The 18,145-nt window shown below is 60.6% G+C and carries 14 protein-coding genes; 8 read left to right on the top strand and 6 right to left on the bottom strand.

The window, feature by feature from the left end:
- Window positions 1-11: 11 nt before the first annotated feature.
- A complete protein-coding gene (locus tag AC1Z36_RS16740; RefSeq protein WP_402741657.1) occupies window positions 12-470 on the bottom strand; it encodes a metallopeptidase family protein in 459 nt (152 codons plus the stop codon).
- A gap of 91 nt (window positions 471-561) precedes the next feature.
- On the opposite strand from AC1Z36_RS16740, the gene AC1Z36_RS16735 reads away from it, so the two are divergent.
- The gene (locus AC1Z36_RS16735; RefSeq protein ID WP_208294212.1) at window positions 562-963 is read left to right on the top strand and encodes a DUF3499 domain-containing protein; all 402 of its coding nucleotides are present in this window, start codon (window positions 562-564) and stop codon (window positions 961-963) included.
- A 284-nt stretch (window positions 964-1,247) separates the two neighbouring features.
- On the top strand, window positions 1,248-2,684 hold the full coding sequence (locus AC1Z36_RS16730; protein ID WP_483561478.1) for a TIGR01906 family membrane protein: 1,437 nt from the start codon (window positions 1,248-1,250) through the stop codon (window positions 2,682-2,684).
- A 72-nt stretch (window positions 2,685-2,756) separates the two neighbouring features.
- On the opposite strand, the gene AC1Z36_RS16725 is transcribed toward AC1Z36_RS16730, so the two are convergent.
- Entirely contained in the window at window positions 2,757-4,598 is a 1,842-nt protein-coding gene (locus tag AC1Z36_RS16725; RefSeq protein ID WP_332594723.1) for an AMP-dependent synthetase/ligase, read from the bottom strand.
- Between the two features lie 78 nt (window positions 4,599-4,676).
- Window positions 4,677-6,287, bottom strand: coding sequence for a dolichyl-phosphate-mannose--protein mannosyltransferase (locus AC1Z36_RS16720; protein WP_402735625.1), 1,611 nt, complete (start codon window positions 6,285-6,287; stop codon window positions 4,677-4,679).
- 68 nt (window positions 6,288-6,355) lie between these two features.
- Here AC1Z36_RS16720 and rsmI point away from each other — a divergent pair, with 68 nt between their 5' ends.
- Together rsmI and AC1Z36_RS16710 are read left to right on the top strand one after the other, a co-directional pair.
- Window positions 6,356-7,216 (top strand): 16S rRNA (cytidine(1402)-2'-O)-methyltransferase, encoded by an 861-nt coding sequence (gene rsmI, locus AC1Z36_RS16715; protein ID WP_483561477.1) that lies wholly within the window; start codon window positions 6,356-6,358, stop codon window positions 7,214-7,216.
- 138 nt (window positions 7,217-7,354) lie between these two features.
- On the top strand, window positions 7,355-8,842 hold the full coding sequence (locus AC1Z36_RS16710; protein ID WP_105657476.1) for an NAD-dependent succinate-semialdehyde dehydrogenase: 1,488 nt from the start codon (window positions 7,355-7,357) through the stop codon (window positions 8,840-8,842).
- Window positions 8,843-8,909: 67 nt separating this feature from the next.
- On the opposite strand, the gene AC1Z36_RS16705 is transcribed toward AC1Z36_RS16710, so the two are convergent.
- From AC1Z36_RS16705 to AC1Z36_RS16695, 3 genes are read right to left on the bottom strand one after another with little or no spacing between them, the layout of a single operon-like run.
- A complete protein-coding gene (locus tag AC1Z36_RS16705; RefSeq protein ID WP_483561980.1) occupies window positions 8,910-11,339 on the bottom strand; it encodes a transglutaminase TgpA family protein in 2,430 nt (809 codons plus the stop codon).
- The gene (locus tag AC1Z36_RS16700) at window positions 11,336-12,652 is read right to left on the bottom strand and encodes a DUF58 domain-containing protein (protein WP_105661726.1); all 1,317 of its coding nucleotides are present in this window, start codon (window positions 12,650-12,652) and stop codon (window positions 11,336-11,338) included. Before AC1Z36_RS16700 ends, AC1Z36_RS16705 begins: the two co-directional genes overlap by 4 nt.
- A 9-nt stretch (window positions 12,653-12,661) precedes the next feature.
- Window positions 12,662-13,624, bottom strand: coding sequence for an AAA family ATPase (locus AC1Z36_RS16695; RefSeq protein ID WP_402735623.1), 963 nt, complete (start codon window positions 13,622-13,624; stop codon window positions 12,662-12,664).
- A 209-nt stretch (window positions 13,625-13,833) separates the two neighbouring features.
- On the opposite strand from AC1Z36_RS16695, the gene AC1Z36_RS16690 reads away from it, so the two are divergent.
- From AC1Z36_RS16690 to AC1Z36_RS16675, 4 genes are all read left to right on the top strand, one after another.
- Entirely contained in the window at window positions 13,834-14,790 is a 957-nt protein-coding gene (locus tag AC1Z36_RS16690; protein WP_105657480.1) for a TatD family hydrolase, read from the top strand.
- Window positions 14,791-15,048: 258 nt separating this feature from the next.
- On the top strand, window positions 15,049-16,215 hold the full coding sequence (locus AC1Z36_RS16685) for a resuscitation-promoting factor (protein ID WP_402735622.1): 1,167 nt from the start codon (window positions 15,049-15,051) through the stop codon (window positions 16,213-16,215).
- Window positions 16,216-16,315: 100 nt separating this feature from the next.
- Window positions 16,316-17,200, top strand: a complete 885-nt coding sequence (gene rsmA / locus AC1Z36_RS16680; RefSeq protein ID WP_402735621.1) for a 16S rRNA (adenine(1518)-N(6)/adenine(1519)-N(6))-dimethyltransferase RsmA — start codon at window positions 16,316-16,318, stop codon at window positions 17,198-17,200.
- A gap of 2 nt (window positions 17,201-17,202) precedes the next feature.
- Complete coding sequence (locus AC1Z36_RS16675; RefSeq protein ID WP_105657483.1) at window positions 17,203-18,135, top strand: 4-(cytidine 5'-diphospho)-2-C-methyl-D-erythritol kinase; 933 nt, start codon at window positions 17,203-17,205, stop codon at window positions 18,133-18,135.
- Window positions 18,136-18,145 lie beyond the last annotated feature (10 nt).

Genomic DNA, 18,145 nt, shown 5'->3' with positions numbered 1-18,145 from the left:
AGAAGATGGCCTTAGTAGTCCGGATCCTCAGGGAAATATCCGGGGTCCACTTCCGAGATGGGTTTCATCCAAAGCTGCGCGACCTCGTGCACCACGCACTGATGGACCAGATCCAAGAGTTCGCCGGTGTTTTCCGCAATCTGCTCAATGGGCAAGCGATAAATGATGATGCGCGCTGGGCGGCTAGCCGAAGCTGATTTTGATGATGCAAGCGGCACCCGCTCGCCCAGTGCAGCAGCCTGTTCCAGCAGCTTGTCACTGGGCACCGGATCAATCAGGAAATCGATCTTTTCAATTTCTCCGGGCCAGCGTTCCGAGAGCCTTTGCGCACTGGCCATCACGGCATCATCAAATCGTTCCGGCCGTGAACGGTAAGCAGGAAGATGCATGGGCATCAGCGGGCCACGCCGCCCGCGTCCGTGGCGGTGGCGACGGGAACCGCTTGGCGGATCAGGCAACTTGGAGTTCATGAACTCAGCCTAGCGCTTGCGACACTGTGCCGGTGCCCATCAGCCCGCAAATGGGCGAAGATCCCAAGGATGTGCTGACCAGCCGAGTAGAATGGCAAACGTGGAAGGTCTTCGTCTTTGTTCTCGCCCAGCCTGCCGTGAAACGGCCCGCGCTACTCTTACCTACGTATACGCAGATTCAACTGCTGTTCTTGGGCCTTTGGCGACGTACCCGGAACCGCACTGCTATGACCTGTGCGCCCGCCATGCGAACCGTCTGACAGTTCCCAGCGGGTGGAGCCTGATCCGTGGCGCCATCCCAGATGTGCTTGAACCAGAAGATGAGCTGAACGCGTTGGTGAATGCCGTCCGCGATCGAGAACCAAAGGTTCGCGAACCTCGCCACGCATCGGATTCGCCCATTGATTCAGTCCGTCCCCGCGATATCCGTGCACAGCGCTTTGACACTCGCGTCCGCTTGGCTGTGCTCCCAGCTGGCGACGAAGAAGCCTAGACCTTCTTCTCGAAGAATTCTTGAACCTGCATCGGCACTTTGGCGGCATCTGCAGCGCCTCTTTGTGTCCTAGCTGAAATCCAATTGTGGTGTGGTAATCCGTCAGATGACTCGACTCGCTGGATATGCTAAAGGCGCGTGCGCCGTACTCGGCCCGTGAAGCAACCCCAAAACAGCACACCATCGCGCGAATTGCAGGAGGACTCCTCATGGCTGAGGCGGCGAAAAACCCCACTGGAGGGCAAGGAACTACGGGCCAGCCGGCACCGGCTGCCACTGGCAACATGCCAGGCCCACAGACCAGCCTGAGCCAAAAAGCTGAAGAGCTTACTGCGCGCCTGGAAAAGCACAAGAACCAGGCCCAGGCAAACGCCGCTGCCCAAAAGGAAGAAGCCCGCAAAGAGGCCATCCGCCGCGCGATGTCCGGCAAAACCGACGCCGAGACCAAGAACCCAACTGCAGCTCCTGCAGCCAAGGCGCAGCCTGCCCCCGTGAAGCCAGCGGCAGACAAGCCTGCCGCGACCCCTGCGGCCAAGCCAGCTGAGGCCAAGCCTGCTGCGGCCAAAGCCCCGGCAACCAAGCAGCCGGTCAAGCCAGCGCCCGTCAAGCCCGCGGCGTCCAAGCAGGCAGCCGCCAAGCCAGTTGCGGCCAAACCTGCGGCCGCGAAGCCTGCCGCCAAGGCGCCCGCTGCGAAGCCGGCCGCTAAAGAGCCAGTAGAAGATGTCATTCGCGCCATCAAGCTGCCGCACGAAATCGAAGCGGAGAAGCAGGTGCAAAGCGAAGCCGCCGCCGGTGCCGGGAAGTCCGCTGAGCCGCAGGCCAGCGAGAAGGCAACCACCGCGCAAAGCGTGCCACCGGTGTCTGCTGCTCCGAAGACCGGATCCCTGCCAACAACAAAGGCTGCCGTTGCCCAGGCGCGCAACCGCGTCTTTGGCAGCTACGCGCCAGAACCGGAACCTTCCGAAGCGGCCGTGAAGCGCCGGGTTGCGCGCGAACGGGCGCTGAACTCGAAGCCGGCCCTGGGCCGTACTGCCCAGGTGATCGTGGCTCTGGTCTTCCCGCTGCTGACCTTGATCGCTGCCATCCGTTTGGTTGCCACGCCGGCTTTCCTGGCCCTGTCCTACGGCCGCCCTGGATTCCCAAGCGATTCTTTTGGTTTCACCGATTCTGAACGCCTGACCTACGGCAGCTACGGTGTGGATTACCTGAACAACTTTGCCGGCCCCGAATACTTGGCCGGCCTGAAGCTTTCCACCGGTTCAAGCATGTTCACCGAAGGGGAAGTCCAGCACATGGTGGACGTGAAGAACCTCATCGGGTTCGCCTATATCCTCGGAGCTGTTCTAGCGGTCATCTTGATCATCGGTGTTTGGTACCTCGCCAAGCGCTATGCAGGCGGCGTACGGCGTGCATTGTTCTCGGGAGCGATCTTGGCCTTGGCGGGCATTGCTGCGCTGGCCGTCTCCGCGATTGTGGGATGGGACAATTTCTTCACCCAGTTCCATGCCCTCTTCTTCTCCGACGGCACCTGGACCTTCAACGTCAGCGATACGCTGATCCGCCTGTACCCAGAGCAGTACTGGCTCGATAGCGCCATTGGCATCGCCGTGCTGCTGCTGGCCACGATCGTCGCTGTATTGATCAGTTGCTGGCCAACCGGCCGCCGCCGTGAGGCGGCCCGGCTGCGCCAGGAGGCCCGTGCGTTCGGCATTGGCAACTAGCTGGCACAAGGCTTAAAGCACTGGGGGAGCAGTTCATGGCGAACTGCTCCCCATTGCTTTACCCAGTGGGAATTACTGGCGGTAGAGGGCTTCCACGCGGCCTTCGAATTCTTCGAGAACGCTCTGGCGCTTGAGCTTCAACGAGTTGGTCAGGTGCCCGGAAGCTTCGGTGAATTCCTCTTCCAGGACCACGAATTTGCGAATGGACTCAGCCTTGGAAACGGTCAAGTTAGCGGTATCCACGTAGCTCTGGATTTCGGCGATCACTGCTGGGTTGATCGCCGCCTCAGCCAGGGTCATGGATTCAAGCCCCTTGGCCTTGGCCCACAGCACCAGTTCTTCGGGATCCAGGGTCATCATGGCCGTAATGAATGGGCGCTGTTCGCCAGCCAGTACGCACTGGGAGACGATGCGTCCGGCGCGGACCATCTCTTCCAACGGGCCAGGGGAGACGTTCTTGCCGCCGGCGGTGACGATCAGTTCCTTCTTGCGGCCAGTGACCTGGAGGAATCCTCCATCATCCAGGACACCGGTATCACCAGTCTTGAAATAGCCGTCTTCATCGAAGACTTCAGCCGTGGCGGCAGGATTGTTGTGATAGCTCGCGAAAACCCCAATGCCCTTGACCAGGATTTCACCGTCATCGGCGATCCTGATGGAGGTGCCGGGAAGCGGACGTCCCACGGTGCCCACGCGGATTCGTGATGCTTGATTCACGGTGGCTGGGGCGGTGGTTTCGGTCAGGCCGTAGCCTTCGAGCAGTTCAATGCCAGCGCCGCGGAAGAAATGAGCCAAGTCCGGGTTCAATGCACTGGCTCCGGAAATCGCGTAACCGCAGTGGCCGCCAAAGACGGCCTGCAACTTCGGGTAGAGGACCTTGCTGAACAAGGCATGGCGGGCACGCAGGCCCAAGGGCATGCGAGTCTTGAGGCCACGCGCACGCGCATCACGGATCTTGGAAACCTCGATGGCTGCCTGTTCTGCCTTGAGGAACAGCTCGGCCTTGCCGCCACGTTCGGCTGTGGCCAAAGCGGTGGTGCGAATTTTCTCGAAGACGCGCGGCACGGCCAGCAGGAAGCCGGGCTTGACCGCGGACATGTCCTCGACCAGATTGGCCATGGAACTGGAGTGAGCAATCACCGATCCGCCGTGGATGCAGGTCTGCTGGACGGCACGAGCCAATACGTGGGCCAGCGGCAGGAACATCAGCGTTCGGCGCTCTTCACCGAGCACTTCGAGCATATGGCCGGCCAGATTATGCGCCACCATGGCAAAGTTCGAGTGGGTCATATTGCAGCCCTTGGGACGCCCGGTGGTACCCGAGGTGTAGACCATCGTGGCCACGTCCTGGAGGGTCATGGAAGCACGGCGGGATTCGACCAGCTGCTCATCGACTTGGTTGGCAGGAACCATCAGCTGATGCAGGCCAGCGGAGGGAATAAGCGTCTTGTCCGCCGTGTCGGAGCCTTCAAAGATGTGTGTGCGAACCGGTTCGCCCAGCTGAGCCGCCGCCTGGCGGACGTTGGCGCGCAGCTCGTGGTTTTCGGCGAAAACCACGCGCGCACCGGAGTCGCGCAGGATCCATTCGATCTGGAAGGCGCTGGAAGTTTCGTAGATGGGGACCGTCACGCCTCCGGCGAACCACACCGCTTCCTCTGCCAAAGCCCATTCATAGCGGGTACGGGAAATAATGGCGACCTTGTCACCGGGCTGCAGCCCATCATTGATCAGCGCCATTGCCAGGCGCTTGACATCAATGAGGAAATCACCGGCACTGAGATCATGCCAGGTGCCGTCGCGCTGCACGCTGAACAGTGGTCGTTGCGCCCCACGTGCTACGCGATCAAGGAGTAGGCTCGTCGTGTTTACTTCTGGTGCTAGATCAGTGAGTAGCTCGACGGTTACTTCTTGCATTGAAGAATTGTCCTTTGGGATTCGATGGTCGTCTTAGTGGCCTATTTCATGGAAGCAGGTGGCCAAGCCACGGGCAGCCTAGCCCCAGCTGGGGAGCCACACGTGCAAGCGCCAGTAGTCATCCGCGATCATTTCCCCACTCCATATCGGCCAGAAAAAGGCCGACGTGACTAGGAATAACGCCATGAATATGGTGAGTACGATGATGCGTGATCGGTGCGCGGCACTGGAATTAGGGTCGCGTGGAATGAACCTGCCAATCATATACGTCAACGCGAGCACCATGAACGGAACCAGTGGCAGGGTGTAGAAGAAGAACATTGTGCGTTCTGGGTACATCAGCCACGGCAGGAACCCGGCCGCCACCGATGAGAGGATCGCTCCGGCGCGCCAATCACGGGCGCCAATCCACCACAGAATCAGCAAGAACATGCTGATGGTGCAGGCCCACCACATCAACGGGTTAGGCAGGTCGGTAATAACCTCGGTGCAACGCTCCAGCCCGCAGCCGTTGGCGCCCTTGTCGTAGCCTTCGAAGTAGAACAGCACTGGACGTCCGGCGAAGGGCCACGTCCACGGCGAGGATTGCCAGCCATGCTCGGAGTCGAGCCCGGTATGGAATTCGTAGCCAGCCTGGTGATAATGCCACAAGGAACGCAACGGCGAGGGCAGCCAGCTAATGCCTTCGCCGGGATTCTCCTCGGCCCAATGGCGGTATCGGCCGCCCTGGGTGATCAGCCACCCGGTCCACGTGGACAAATAGGTCAGCAGCACCAGCGGCAGCATGGTGAAGAAGGAATAGATTCCGTCGCGGATGAATGCCGCCGACTGCCACTTGTGAACTCCTGCGGTGCGCCGCGCACCAAAGTCCCAAAGCACCGCCATGAGGCAGAATACAGCTACGAAGGACAGCGCCGACCATTTAATGCCAACTGCGCCACCGAGCATGATCGCTGCGATCAGCCGCCATGGGCGCCACCAGAGCATGGGGCCATGAACGAGCAGGAAGTCATCTGGCCGGTTACCCTCGGGTACTGAAAGCTTCCGGGCAAGCACGGTTCTGCCATGTATCCGGTCTTTGAGCAGGGCATAAAACGCGGCAATCACAAAGAACATCAAGAAGATGTCCAGCAACGCGGTGCGCGACATGACTATGGAATGGCCGTCGATGGCCATGAGCAAACCGGCGATGCCGGCAAGGACGTGGGAACCGAAGAGCAAGCGGGCGCACAGAGTGACTAGCAGGACCGAGAGGGTGCCGACCAGCGCTGTGGAAAAACGCCAGCCGAAGCCATTGAAATCACCGAAGAGGAGCATGCCCACGCCGATCATCCACTTGCCCAGCGGCGGATGGACGACAAAGGAAGATTCAGCTTCCAGCTGCGGGTCGCCTGCGATGAACTTCCCATCGCTGTCGTCAGCCCATTCGCGCTCGTATCCGCTTTGCAGCATCGCGAATGCGTCCTTGACGTAATAGGTTTCATCAAAGATCAGCAAGTGCGGGTGCGCCAGATTGACGAAGCGCAAGAGGCCGGCAATCAGTGTCACGACCAGCGGAATGATCCACATCAGCGGGCCGCTGGGAGCCACCACAGGCAGGAGCCGTTGTTTCAGGCTCTCGAAAGTGAAGGCCTGTCGCGCCGAGCGTACGTGGCCGGAGTCCGGAGTGTCTAAAACCGAGGTGCCCATCACCAATTCATGCTACCGGTGGAAAGTCCAGAAAGTGGGCTTTTCCTGCGTCGCGTAGGCTTAAGAATGTGCAGAACTCAGATAATGAGGGCGTAATCGTCCTGGGAGCCACCCCGATTGGCAATTTGTCCGACGCCTCCCCGCGTCTGCGGGAGATTATGGCCAGTGCCGATATCATCGCCGCGGAGGACACCAGAAACTTCCACCACCTGGCCCATGCCCTGGGCATTAAAATCACTGCGAGGGTGATGAGCCTGCATGAGCATAACGAGGCTCACAAGCTCTCCGAGGTGATTGACCTGGCCGCCGAGGGCGCGACTGTGCTGGTGGTTTCCGATGCAGGAATGCCGGCGGTATCGGACCCCGGCTACCCATTGGTGGCCGCTGCCTTGAGTGCTGGCATCCGTGTCACCGCGGTACCGGGCCCTTCTGCGGTGCTCACCGCGCTGGCCCTGTCCGGATTGCCAACTGGCCGTTTCACCTTTGAAGGCTTCCTGCCGCGCAAGGCGGGGGAACGCCGCAAGCGCCTGGATTCCTTGCTCGCCGAAGATCGCACCATGGTGTTCTTCGAGGCTCCTCACCGGCTGAGCGACTTCCTCGATGCCGCTATCGAAGCATTTGGCCAAGACCGCCAGGCCGCCGTAGCCCGCGAGCTGACCAAGAAGTTTGAAGAGGTCCGTCGAGATTCACTGGCAAATCTGCGCGCATGGGCAGAAGATGGCGTACGCGGAGAAATTGTTGTGGTGGTCCACGGAGCCCCGGAAGCAGAGGCCGCATCCATCGAGGATTTGCTTCCCAAGGTTGCAGCCCTCGTGGAGGAAGGCATGCGCATGAAGCAGGCCGTGGCCGAAGTGGCCGAAAAATTCGGCGTGAAGAAACGCGAGCTCTATGAAGCTGTTCTGGCAGCACGTCACGAAGCGGGAAAATAGCCGAAGTCGCATAGGCTAAATGCACAATGAATGCTCGCGTTTATCGTGCAGACGGCAATTTACAGCCACCACCTGCCAGGAATAGCGTAGACATCAAAGACGATTAGTTTTCATTATTTTCTATCAGGAGATGCTCGTATGTCGATTACTGCCCAGCGCGAAGCGGAACTGCTTGCCAAGGTGCCAACCGGCCTATTGATTAATGGCGAATGGAGGGATGCCTCCGACGGTGGCACCTTCGACGTGCTCGACCCGGCTACCGGCGAGAAGCTGCTGACACTGGCCAGTGCTACGAGCGAAGACGCAATGGCTGCACTGGATGCAGCTGACGCAGTCCAGGCCGAATGGGCACTGACCGCACCACGCGAACGCGCGGAGATCCTGCGCCGTGCTTTCGACCTTGTCACCGAGCGCAAGGATGACTTTGCGCTGCTGATGAGCCTGGAAATGGGCAAACCACTGGCCGAGGCCTATGGCGAAGTAACCTATGGCGCCGAATTCCTGCGCTGGTTCTCCGAAGAAGCCGTACGCCACTACGGCCGCTACCTCACCACCCCCGAGGGCAAGAACAAGGTCCTGGTCCAGCACAAGCCGGTTGGCCCATGCCTGCTGATCACCCCGTGGAACTTCCCGCTGGCCATGGCTACCCGCAAGGTCGGCCCGGCAGTAGCGGCAGGCTGCACCATGGTGCTCAAACCAGCCAAGCTGACCCCGCTGACTTCCCAGCTTTTCGCAGCCACGATGATGGAAGCAGGCCTTCCAGCTGGTGTGCTGAACGTGGTCTCCGGCGCTTCGGCCTCGAAGATCTCCGGCCCGCTGATGCAAGATGACCGCCTGCGCAAGGTTTCCTTCACCGGCTCGACCCCGGTGGGCAAGCAGCTGATGAAGGACGCCGCAGACAAGGTCCTGCGCACCTCGATGGAGTTGGGTGGCAACGCACCATTCATCGTCTTCGAGGATGCCGATCTGGATGCTGCTGTCGAGGGCGCCATGGCAGCCAAGATGCGCAACATGGGCGAAGCCTGCACCGCTGCTAACCGCTTCCTGGTCCATGAGGATGTTGCCGAGGAATTCACCGCCAAGTTCGCTGCAGCGATGAAGGCCCTGAAGCCAGGACGCGGCACCGAAGCCGACACCACGGTAGGCCCGCTGGTCGAGGAAAAGGCCCGCGACGAAGTCCACTCGCTGGTTGAAGCCGCCGTCGCCGCCGGCGCGACTGCCATCACCGGCGGCGCGCCAGTTGACGGCCCGGGCTACTTCTACCAGCCAACCGTGCTGGCCAATGTCGCCAACGACGCCAAGATCCTGAGCCAGGAAATCTTCGGCCCAGTGGCACCAGTGACCACGTTCAAGGATGAGGCCCAGGCTATCAAGCTGGCCAACTCCACCGAATACGGTTTGGCTTCCTACATCTACTCGCAGGACTTCAACCGCATGTTCCGTGTTTCGGAGCAGATCGAATTCGGCCTGGTTGGATTCAACGCTGGCGTGATCTCCAACGCCGCGGCACCATTCGGTGGCGTGAAGCAGTCGGGCCTGGGCCGCGAAGGCGGCGCCGAAGGCCTGGAGGAATACACCACCGTGCAGTACATCGGCATTGCCGATCCTTACGCAGCCAAGAAGTAGATTCTCCAGCTCGCGCCGAGGCCCGACCGGATTCTTCCGGTCGGGCCTTGGCCGGTTAAACCGATGGCTACATGTCGATTCGCGTGGATTCTTCCGAGCGCGAATGACGCGGGTGCACCGAAGCAGGGAACAAGAATGCCCTGATTCGTTGGATAAAGGACAGCTCGCCGCGCAAATTGCCCTGGATCGCGTGCAAGGCGTCAAGCAACGGAGCGGCATCATCAGCGCTGGGATGCCTGTTGGCGTAGAAGCTCTCTTGGATGACAGTTTTCAGGGACTGCAAATCCTTGGCGACTTGGGGATGGTCTTCGCCCAGCCGGGTAGTGTAGTCACCGGCCGACTCGTGGCTGCCGGCCGGCCCCCGGTAATCGGCCCCAATAGCCTGCAGCTCGGCCAGCAGAGCTGGAGCGGCATCAGCGCCGCCACGGCGCACGCGTCCTAGCCGCTCCTCACGCAGGCGATGGCGACGCCACGGAGCAACTCCCAGTGCGAGGAAAGCCAGCAACAAGACCGCTGGCAACAGCCACACTGCCTTTGCGCCCTGGGTCCCAGAATCTGCGGACGGTGCCGGTGCAGAAGGCGCGGCGCTGGCCGGGAGGCTCGGGTTGCCGCGCTCGGTGGGCACTTGGGGTGCAGTGCTTTCTTGCGGGTTCGACGTAGGAGTTGGTTCCGGCGCGTAACTTGGCGAGTAGCCCCGACCCGGGGTGGGCTCGAACGGAATCCAACCCAGCCCGTTCAAATACAATTCTGGCCACGCGTGGGACTGTTTCCCGCTGACGGTATATCCGGTGAGCTCGGTACCTTCTTCCAGGCGCCGTTCCAGCATGCTCTGGGCGGTGTCCCCGGTGATTTCGAGAGTGTCTCCGCTGGCTTCACCGGGTGCATACCCCACGGCAATGCGCGAAGGGATTCCGGCTTCACGAGCCAGCAGGGCCATCGCCGAGGCGAAGTGCACGCAATACCCCTGGCGCCGGGCCAGGAATGCTTCGACAACTCGACGATTGGCCCCGTCGTAGCCTTCGCGCAGCGGGGTGCGTTCGGAGTACACGAAATTCCCGGAACGGAAGAAATGCTGCAAAGCCACGGCGGTATCAATGTCGTTGGCAGGCTTCCCCTTCTTGCCGAAAACCTCATCAAGGGTTTGCTGCAGCAACGGTTCCAATCCGTTGTCAGGATCCTGCGGAAGACGCAGGTATTCCTCGGGCAGCTGGTCGCTGGCGTCGACTCCCATGTGCCCGACGTTGCGGACCATTTGCGTGCTGATGGCCAATTCCGCGTAGGCCACTGAAATGTCGTTGGTCGATGCCATGGCGTCGCCAGTGAGCCTAGCCACCGAGGTCTCGTAGGTCCAGTTCCAATCCCCGACGATGCCTTGCACGAAATAGGATTGGTTGGGCAACGGGAGGACCGGACTGCTGATGCCATCAGGCCAAGTCATTCGCAAGACTTCGTCGGTGCTGTTGAACGTGCTGAAATTCGTTGACACTGCGGAGGTGCCATCAAGCGTGTGCTGCATGGAGCTTTCGCTTGGTTCCCAGCGGTCTGCGGACAGATCCTTGATCACCTGAGTGCGCAGGTAAGGCGCTTCTTCTGCAGTTGTGTAGTAGTCCAGGATGGGAACACCGCTGTTCGAGCGGAGGTCTCTTCCGAGGTTGATCAGCGGATCGACATTGCTGGCCAGCAGATCACCCGAAGGACGTTGCCCCTCGGAGAACATGCCGCTGCGGAAACCAGGCATCCAGATGCTGGCCGCCAAGAGGGCACCGACACAGGCCATCACGCTGACACCCAGGATTCCCAGCGTCCTGGGCGTGGGAAGCATCACTTGGGAATGCTTGGAAGATGCAGGGGCAAAGAGATACGGAATCAGCGCAATATAGCCGAGCACTGCCGACAACAGCAGCGCGAGGTAGCCAATTCCGGCGCCTTCCTGCTTGAACAGCGACGCGATGATCGGTGCCAGAGACAAGGGAATGATGATCAGCATGGCCATGCGCCGCGAGCTGGCCAGCATTTCCACGATCAGGCTGATTGCCAAAGTGAAGCACAATACGCTGAAAGCCACAGAGCGGGAATTGGCTACCGGCGGCACTTGGGTAGCTAGCTGGATTCCCGCTTCACCAAGCACATTCCAGACCCATTGGGCGAGAGGCAAACCGTAGATGTTGCTTTCCCGGGCATCGCTGAGCGCAATGGATGCCACAGCGACGATTGCAGCAGCAGGAAGAGCACTCCAGCGCAAGCGGCGGACTGCGCGCAGCAGACCGGCGCACAGGTGCACGGCGAAGACCGGGAGGACCAAGGCCGGGAACCAGCTGGAGCCTTCAATGACCCCGGACAGCGAGGCGGCACCCGCTAATACAGCGACTGCAAGGCAGCAGGCAGCAGCAACCCGCACGAGCAGAAGCCGCATCGCGGGAGCCGAGCCAACGCTCGGATCCGGGTTGTCGGGAGTCGGGGCCAGAATGCTTGCCCCAGTACGGCCAGCGCTCATCATCCCCACATCTCGTCTATCGCCATATTGCCGGGAAGAATATGCACTTTCCAGCTGGTGCGAGCCAATTCAAGTTGTATCTGCCCATAGCGTTCAGGGTGGCTGACCAGCAGGAAAACCTCGACATTGCGCACGGTGCGCGAGAGCGTAGCCAGCCAAGCTGCCTGCGGCGCAGTGAGCTCTCCGAGGATCATGATGACCGGTTCTTCGCGGAACACCAAGAGCTCCTTGCGCAGGGTATTGCCCAGAATCTCGGAACCGTTGGCTTCAACTGTTCCGTTGGCCAAGGCCAGGTCCGAAGTTGCGGCATGGAAGTCTTCAAAACTGTTCAGCGCGCCGAGCTCGGAGACGCTTTGCGGGTCTCGTTGCGCCAACGAGGCCCCGGTGAGGTCCCGGAAGGCGAGCTGGTAGCCGCTAGTGGCATATCTCAGGCCGATGCTGCTGGCCAACGACAACGCATTTTCAAAGCGGCGGCTGCTGGTGAGTGCCTCCGCGTGAGCCTGCGGCAACGAGATCCTCAGATCCGATCCGCTGTGATTCCAATGCTCGAAGGAAGTGTCCAGGACCAGGAGCGCCTGCGCGGTTGCCACGTGGTTTTCCTGGCGGACCATGAGCTTTCCGTGCCGGGCACTGGCTTTCCAGTGCACCTGGCGGACGGAGTCGCCTTGCTGGTAGTCGCGCGTCGCGACATCGTAGTAGTCGGTGGTGGTGCTCCTGGAGAATTTCGCATCGCCAGTGAGCGTTCGTTCGCCGAGCGGGGCGAAACGATCCAAGCGGTGCAATTGGGAACGCACGGGGATCTGCAGGCTCGCTCCGGTGCGCACCATTCCCTGTATCAGCCCCAGAGGGTCCACGACTATTTGCTGGGCTGGTCCCACAAGGTGGATCCCGCGTGTGCGGAACACCAATTCGTATTCGATTGAACCCGGGGCCTGGAATCGTGGGCCGGGTCCGAAATCCTCCGGCAATTGTTCCTGGATGATGGAACGCTCAGCACACGACAAGCGGAACTTGCTGACCTCGCCAACGCTGGGAACCGCCGAGAGCAGCTCCCGGTGGATAATCGTGCGTCCGCGCAGGCGCAAGGCCAAACCCCAGTTCGCCAAAGCCAACGCCACCAGGGCCAGGCCCAAAGCCATCATTTCGTGCCGGCCCAGGAGATATGCCACGAACACCAGCAGGCCGCCAGCTCCGGCAGTGCACCAACCGCGCACGGTGAACAGGTCAAGGTGCCAACGCCGCAGGGCTGTCGCCGAATTTTCGGTGCGCGTCCAGGAGAGGGCATCGCGCGAATCGTAGCGGGGAATCTTCTCCATGGCTGCCCGTTAGCTCACTGGGGTGCTGGCAACAAGCTCTTGGATCACGGCGCTGGCATCCAAGCCGTCCGCAACCGCTCGCCGGGTCAGGATCAACCGGTGGTTCAGCACCATCTGGGCCACGCTGCGAACGTCTTCTGGCAAGACGTGGTCGCGTCCATGAATCGCGGCATGGGCTTTGGCCGCGCGAACCCACTGAATCAGTGCGCGAGGCGAGGCCCCCAGCGCCACCTGCGGGTGCTCGCGTGTGGCTCGGCCCAGATCCACCACGTAGGCGCCTAGCCGTTCGGTGACCGTCACCGCTTTAACCTGCTCAATCATGTATTCCAGATCAGCCAGCTGCACCACGGCTTGCAGTGCTTCCAATGGGTCGAACTGGTGCCGGCCGGTGAGCATGGTGATTTCGGCATCGCGTTGTGGGTAACCCAGCGAAAGCCGTGCCATGAATCGGTCACGCTGTGCCTCGGGCAGGGCGAATGTGCCCTCGGATTCCACCGGGTTCTGCGTGGCCACGACCATGAAAGGCTGCTCCAGCCGATGGGTGATCGAATCGACGGTGACTTGCTTTTCTTCCATGCATTCCAGCAATGCCGACTGGGTCTTGGCATTCGCACGATTGATTTCATCGGCGATGACTATATTGGCGAAGACCGGTCCGGGATGGAAAGTGAATTCGTGAGTCTGCGGGGAGTAAACCGAGACACCGGTGACGTCACTGGGCAAAAGGTCCGGGGTGAACTGGATGCGGTGCACCGAACCATTGACGCTGCGCGCCAATGACTTGGCCAGCATGGTCTTACCGACCCCGGGAACGTCTTCCACCAGCAGGTGGCCCTGTGCCAGCAGAACCGTCAATGCGCTAGTCACCGCCTCCGGCTTGCCGGTGATGACGCTCTGGACAGCATCGAAAATGCGCTGGCAATTGGACTGGAATGCCGAATCAAGCGACGGCACTGTTCGGTTTGCACTCATGCGCGGTTCCTCCTGAAGAACGAATCGTTGGCAAGATCGATCGCCGCAGCATTCATTCAATTGGGTCTTGCATCACATCATATGGGGATCTTTTGTCCAGCAACAGAGCCTAACTACCGGGAGCTGAGCACCTGATTGTCGTTGCTACCCCTAGTGGTGCCACAATTAACCACAGATTCGATCCCAGTATTCACGCGCAAAGGATAACCGTGTCCAAGAAGAAGCACACTGATCCCACCCTGGTTCCCGAGGCCTACCGCCCGACGGAGCAAGCCGCTGCAGCAGAGCAGGGGGAGCGGTCGCGTGCTTCTGGCAATGAAAAGGGCGGAAGCCAGCGCAATTTGCAGTACCCGGAAGCGCCAGAAGCGCTTCCGGTGCCAGTGGTCGATAACCATACGCATCTGGATTTCCTTGACGGAACTGTGAAGGTCACGGCTGCCGATGCCCTGGCGGCGGCGGCAGCTGTTGGCGTGAAAGGGCTGATCCAGGTCGGCTGCGACGTGGAGTCATCGGAATACGCGGTCCAGGTAGCTAACGAGTACTCGAATATCCTGGCCGCGGTAGCCATTCACCCCAACGATGCCGCGCGTCTGGCTGAACGCGGGGAGCTGGAAGGAGCGATCGCGCGGATCGAAGAACTTGCCGCGGATCCGCGGGTGCGTGCAATTGGCGAAACCGGGTTGGACTACTTCCGTACCGGTGAAGACGGACGGGGCGCCCAGGAGCATTCCTTCCGGGAGCATCTGCGCATTGCGGTGGAGCAGGGCAAGGCCCTGCAGATCCATGACCGGGATGCCCATGAGGACGTGGTTCGTGTGCTCAAGGACGCGCCATTGCCGGGGAAAGTGGTCTTCCACTGCTTCTCTGGGGACGCGGCATTAGCCCGGATCTGCAACGACAACGGCTGGTACATGTCGTTCTCTGGAACTGTGACATTCAAGAATTCGCATGATCTTCGCGAGGCCTTGGCGCTGGCGGATCCAGAACTGCTTCTGGTAGAAACCGACGCACCGTTCTTGACGCCGCACCCCTTCCGGGGCCGCCCGAACGCCAGCTACATGATTCCGTACACGACTAGGTTCTTGGCGGAAACCAAGGGGATCGATCTGGCCGAATTCTGCACCCGGATCGATGCGAATACGCGAGAAGTGTACGGAGAATTCTAGACCCGGAGGTTGTGTGTCTCGTTACAGGACACTTGCCACAAATATAACAATTCGGTTACGGTGGATGAGATGTCCGGTACCGCCCCCGCCTATTTTCGGCACGGTGTGTTCAGGACAGCCTGATCCTCACGCCTTGCTGCAAGTGGAAACACGGCGCAACTTTGACTGAAGGACAGGCAGCGAACACTGCCGGGCCCAACCGGAGATCCTGACAGGATTCCCGCAGTTGGGTCTACAAACGATGGGGACCTCATTACCGTGACTCACTTGCTCAAGAAGACCTGGGTGAAATACCTGGCTCAGGCGCTCGCCGTAGCTGTGGTTATTGCCGGTGCTGTTTTCTATATTTCTGGCCAGAAATCGGTCGTCATGTCGGTGGACGGCCAGCGCCAGGAAATCACCACCCGTGCTGCCACCGTTGGCGCACTGCTGGAACAGCAGGACGTTGCCTTGGCTGAGCGCGACGAGATCTCCGCAGCACTGGATTCCGAGCTTGCCGACCAGCAGCTTGTTGATATCAAGCGCAACAAGTCGATCGAAGTAACCGTGGATGGCACCGAGCGCGTTGTGCACACTACCGGCATGACCGTTGCCGACGTGGTTGAACAGCTCGACCTGGATAAGGATTCCGAGGTTTCCCTCGATGAGGACATGCAGCTCGCAGCCTTGAGCGATGAATTGGAAGTCATCACGCCCAAGGAAATGACCCTGGTCGTCAAGGACAAGAAGAAGAAAATCGCAACGACTGCTTTGACCGTCAAGCAATTGCTTGCCGACGAGAAGATCAAGGTCGACGGCAACGACGAAATCAACGTCAAGATCAAGGACGAAACCGACAAGGACGTCAAGGACAGCGCCAAGCTGGCCGCGGGCACCACTGTCGAGGTGATCGACGTAACGGTCAAGACGTGGGACGAAACGCGCGACATCGACTTCGAGACCAAGAAGGTCAAGGACAGCTCGTTGGATAAGGGCGACACCGAGGTCAAGACCGAAGGCAAGAAGGGCGAGCGTGAGCTGACCCTGCGCCAGGAAACCCGCAACGGCAAGAAGGGCGAGGAAGAAGTCCTCAAGTCCAAGGTCACCAAGAAGCCCGTTGCCGAGGAAATCCGTGTTGGCACCAAGGAAGAGAAGAAGGAAACTTCAACTTCCAAGAACACTCCAACCCCGAGCAGCATCTCCTCGACTTGGGCTGCCCTGGCCAAGTGCGAATCCGGCGGCAACTGGTCGATCAACACCGGCAACGGCTACTACGGCGGACTGCAGTTCTCTGCATCGTCGTGGCGCAATGTGGGTGGCACCAAGTACGCACCGCTGCCGCACCAGGCAACTCCGCAGGAGCAGATCGCTGCAGCTGAAGTGCTGCGTCGATCAGGCGGCTGGGGCCACTGGCCATCGTGCTCGTCCAAGCTGGGCCTGCGCTAAAAGCAAGAGCCGAATAACAACGCGACGCGTCCACCATCACGGTGGATGCGTCGCGTTGTTATGTTTGGATCAATCTAGCTGAACTAGAATTGGATTTGTGATGTCTAAGGAATCTTTGCCGCTGCTTGGGGCCACCGAAATCCGTCGTCTGGCCGAAGAGCTGGGAATCCGCCCTACCAAGACGCTGGGGCAGAACTTTGTGATCGATGGGAACACCATCCGCCGCATTGTCGCCGCCGCCAAAGTCGACCGATCCGAAACAGTGCTGGAAGTAGGCCCGGGCCTAGGTTCCCTGACCCTGGGCATCATGGATGCCGCCGCCAAGGTCGTGGCCGTGGAGATCGATCCACCCCTGGCAAAGCGACTGCCGCAGACCATGGCCGAGTTCCGCCCTGGCCGAGAAGACGATCTGACCGTGATCCTTTCCGACGCCATGAAGGTCACCGAACTTCCCGGCGAGCCAACCTCGCTGGTCGCCAACCTTCCCTATAACGTTGCCGTCCCGGTGGTGCTGCACCTGCTGGAGCACTTCCCGTCCATCCGCAATGGCTTGGTTATGGTGCAGGACGAAGTTGCCGACCGGATGGCCGCCACCCCGGGCAATAAGATCTATGGCGTCCCATCGGTGAAGGGCGCCTGGTACGGAACCATGCGCAAGGCTGGCGTGATCGGCATGAACGTCTTCTGGCCAGCTCCGAAGATCCACTCCGGCCTGGTGGGGTTCACCCGCGACAAGGACCGCAGCGATGCCCCGGATCGCAAGGAAGTCTTCGCCATCATCGATGCAGCCTTCGCCCAGCGCCGCAAGACGCTGCGTGCTGCCCTCTCCGGCTGGGCAGGCTCCGGTGCTCGTGCAGAACAGATCCTGGTTGCAGCAGGCATTGATCCGAAGGAACGCGGCGAGAAGCTGGATATTGACCAGTACATCGACATTGCCCGTGCCGCACAGGATATTCCGGCTGAAGCTCCAGCTAGCGAGGCATAAGCATGTCTAAGCAGCGTGTCATCGCGACCGCACCGGGCAAAATCAACTGCTACTTCAAGGTCGGTCCTCCTCGCGAAGACGGATACCACGAAGTGGCGAGCCTCTACGTTGCGGTTTCCCTGGCCGAGCAGATTGAAGCGACGCTGCGCACCGACGGGGAATTGCAGCTGAGCCTGGAACCGAATTCCCCTGTGGTCTCCGAACCGGAAAGCTTTCCGCTGGGTGCAGGCAATCTGGTGCACCAGGCAGCCCAGCTGCTTCGCGAGCACACGGGCTGTAGCCTCGGAGCGAACCTGCACATCACCAAGCGCGTCCCGATCGCCGGCGGAATGGGTGGAGGCTCTGCAGACGCGGCGGCCACCCTGGTAGCCTGCAACGAATTGTGGGGAACCGGGCTGGACCGGGAAGAACTCGGCCGCTTGGGCGCACGCCTCGGTGCTGACGTGCCTTTCGCCTTGATGGGCGGGGCCGCCATCGGCCTGGGCATCGGCGACAAGCTTGCCCCGTTGCTGACTCGTGCCAAGACCCATTGGGTGCTGATCCCGGCCAGCTTTGGCCTATCGACCCCGCGAGTCTATGGCATGCTCGATCGCTTGCGTTCCGGCACGGAGATCGAAGTCCCGCAGGAAATCGATCCAGCGGTCATCGAAGCGCTGATGGCTTCGGACGCGCCAGCGTTGGCCCAGGTGCTGGCCAACGACCTGACCCAGGCTTCCTTGGCCCTTGCCCCGGAACTAGGCACCATGCGCGATATGGCAGAAGGCGCCGGTGCCCTGCGAGCCATGGTTTCCGGTTCGGGGCCGACCCTGGCTCTGCTGGTCGAAGATGCCGAGCATGCTGAAGAGGTCATGGCCCAGCTGGGCGATGAGGTGGGTGTCGCTACCATCCCGGTGACCGCTCCAGCGCCCGGAGCGCACATCACCGTTTCCGAATAACTTTTCCGGA

Source organism: Glutamicibacter sp. BS14, from assembly GCF_056934375.1.
This window is presented reverse-complemented; position numbering and strand designations above follow the sequence as displayed.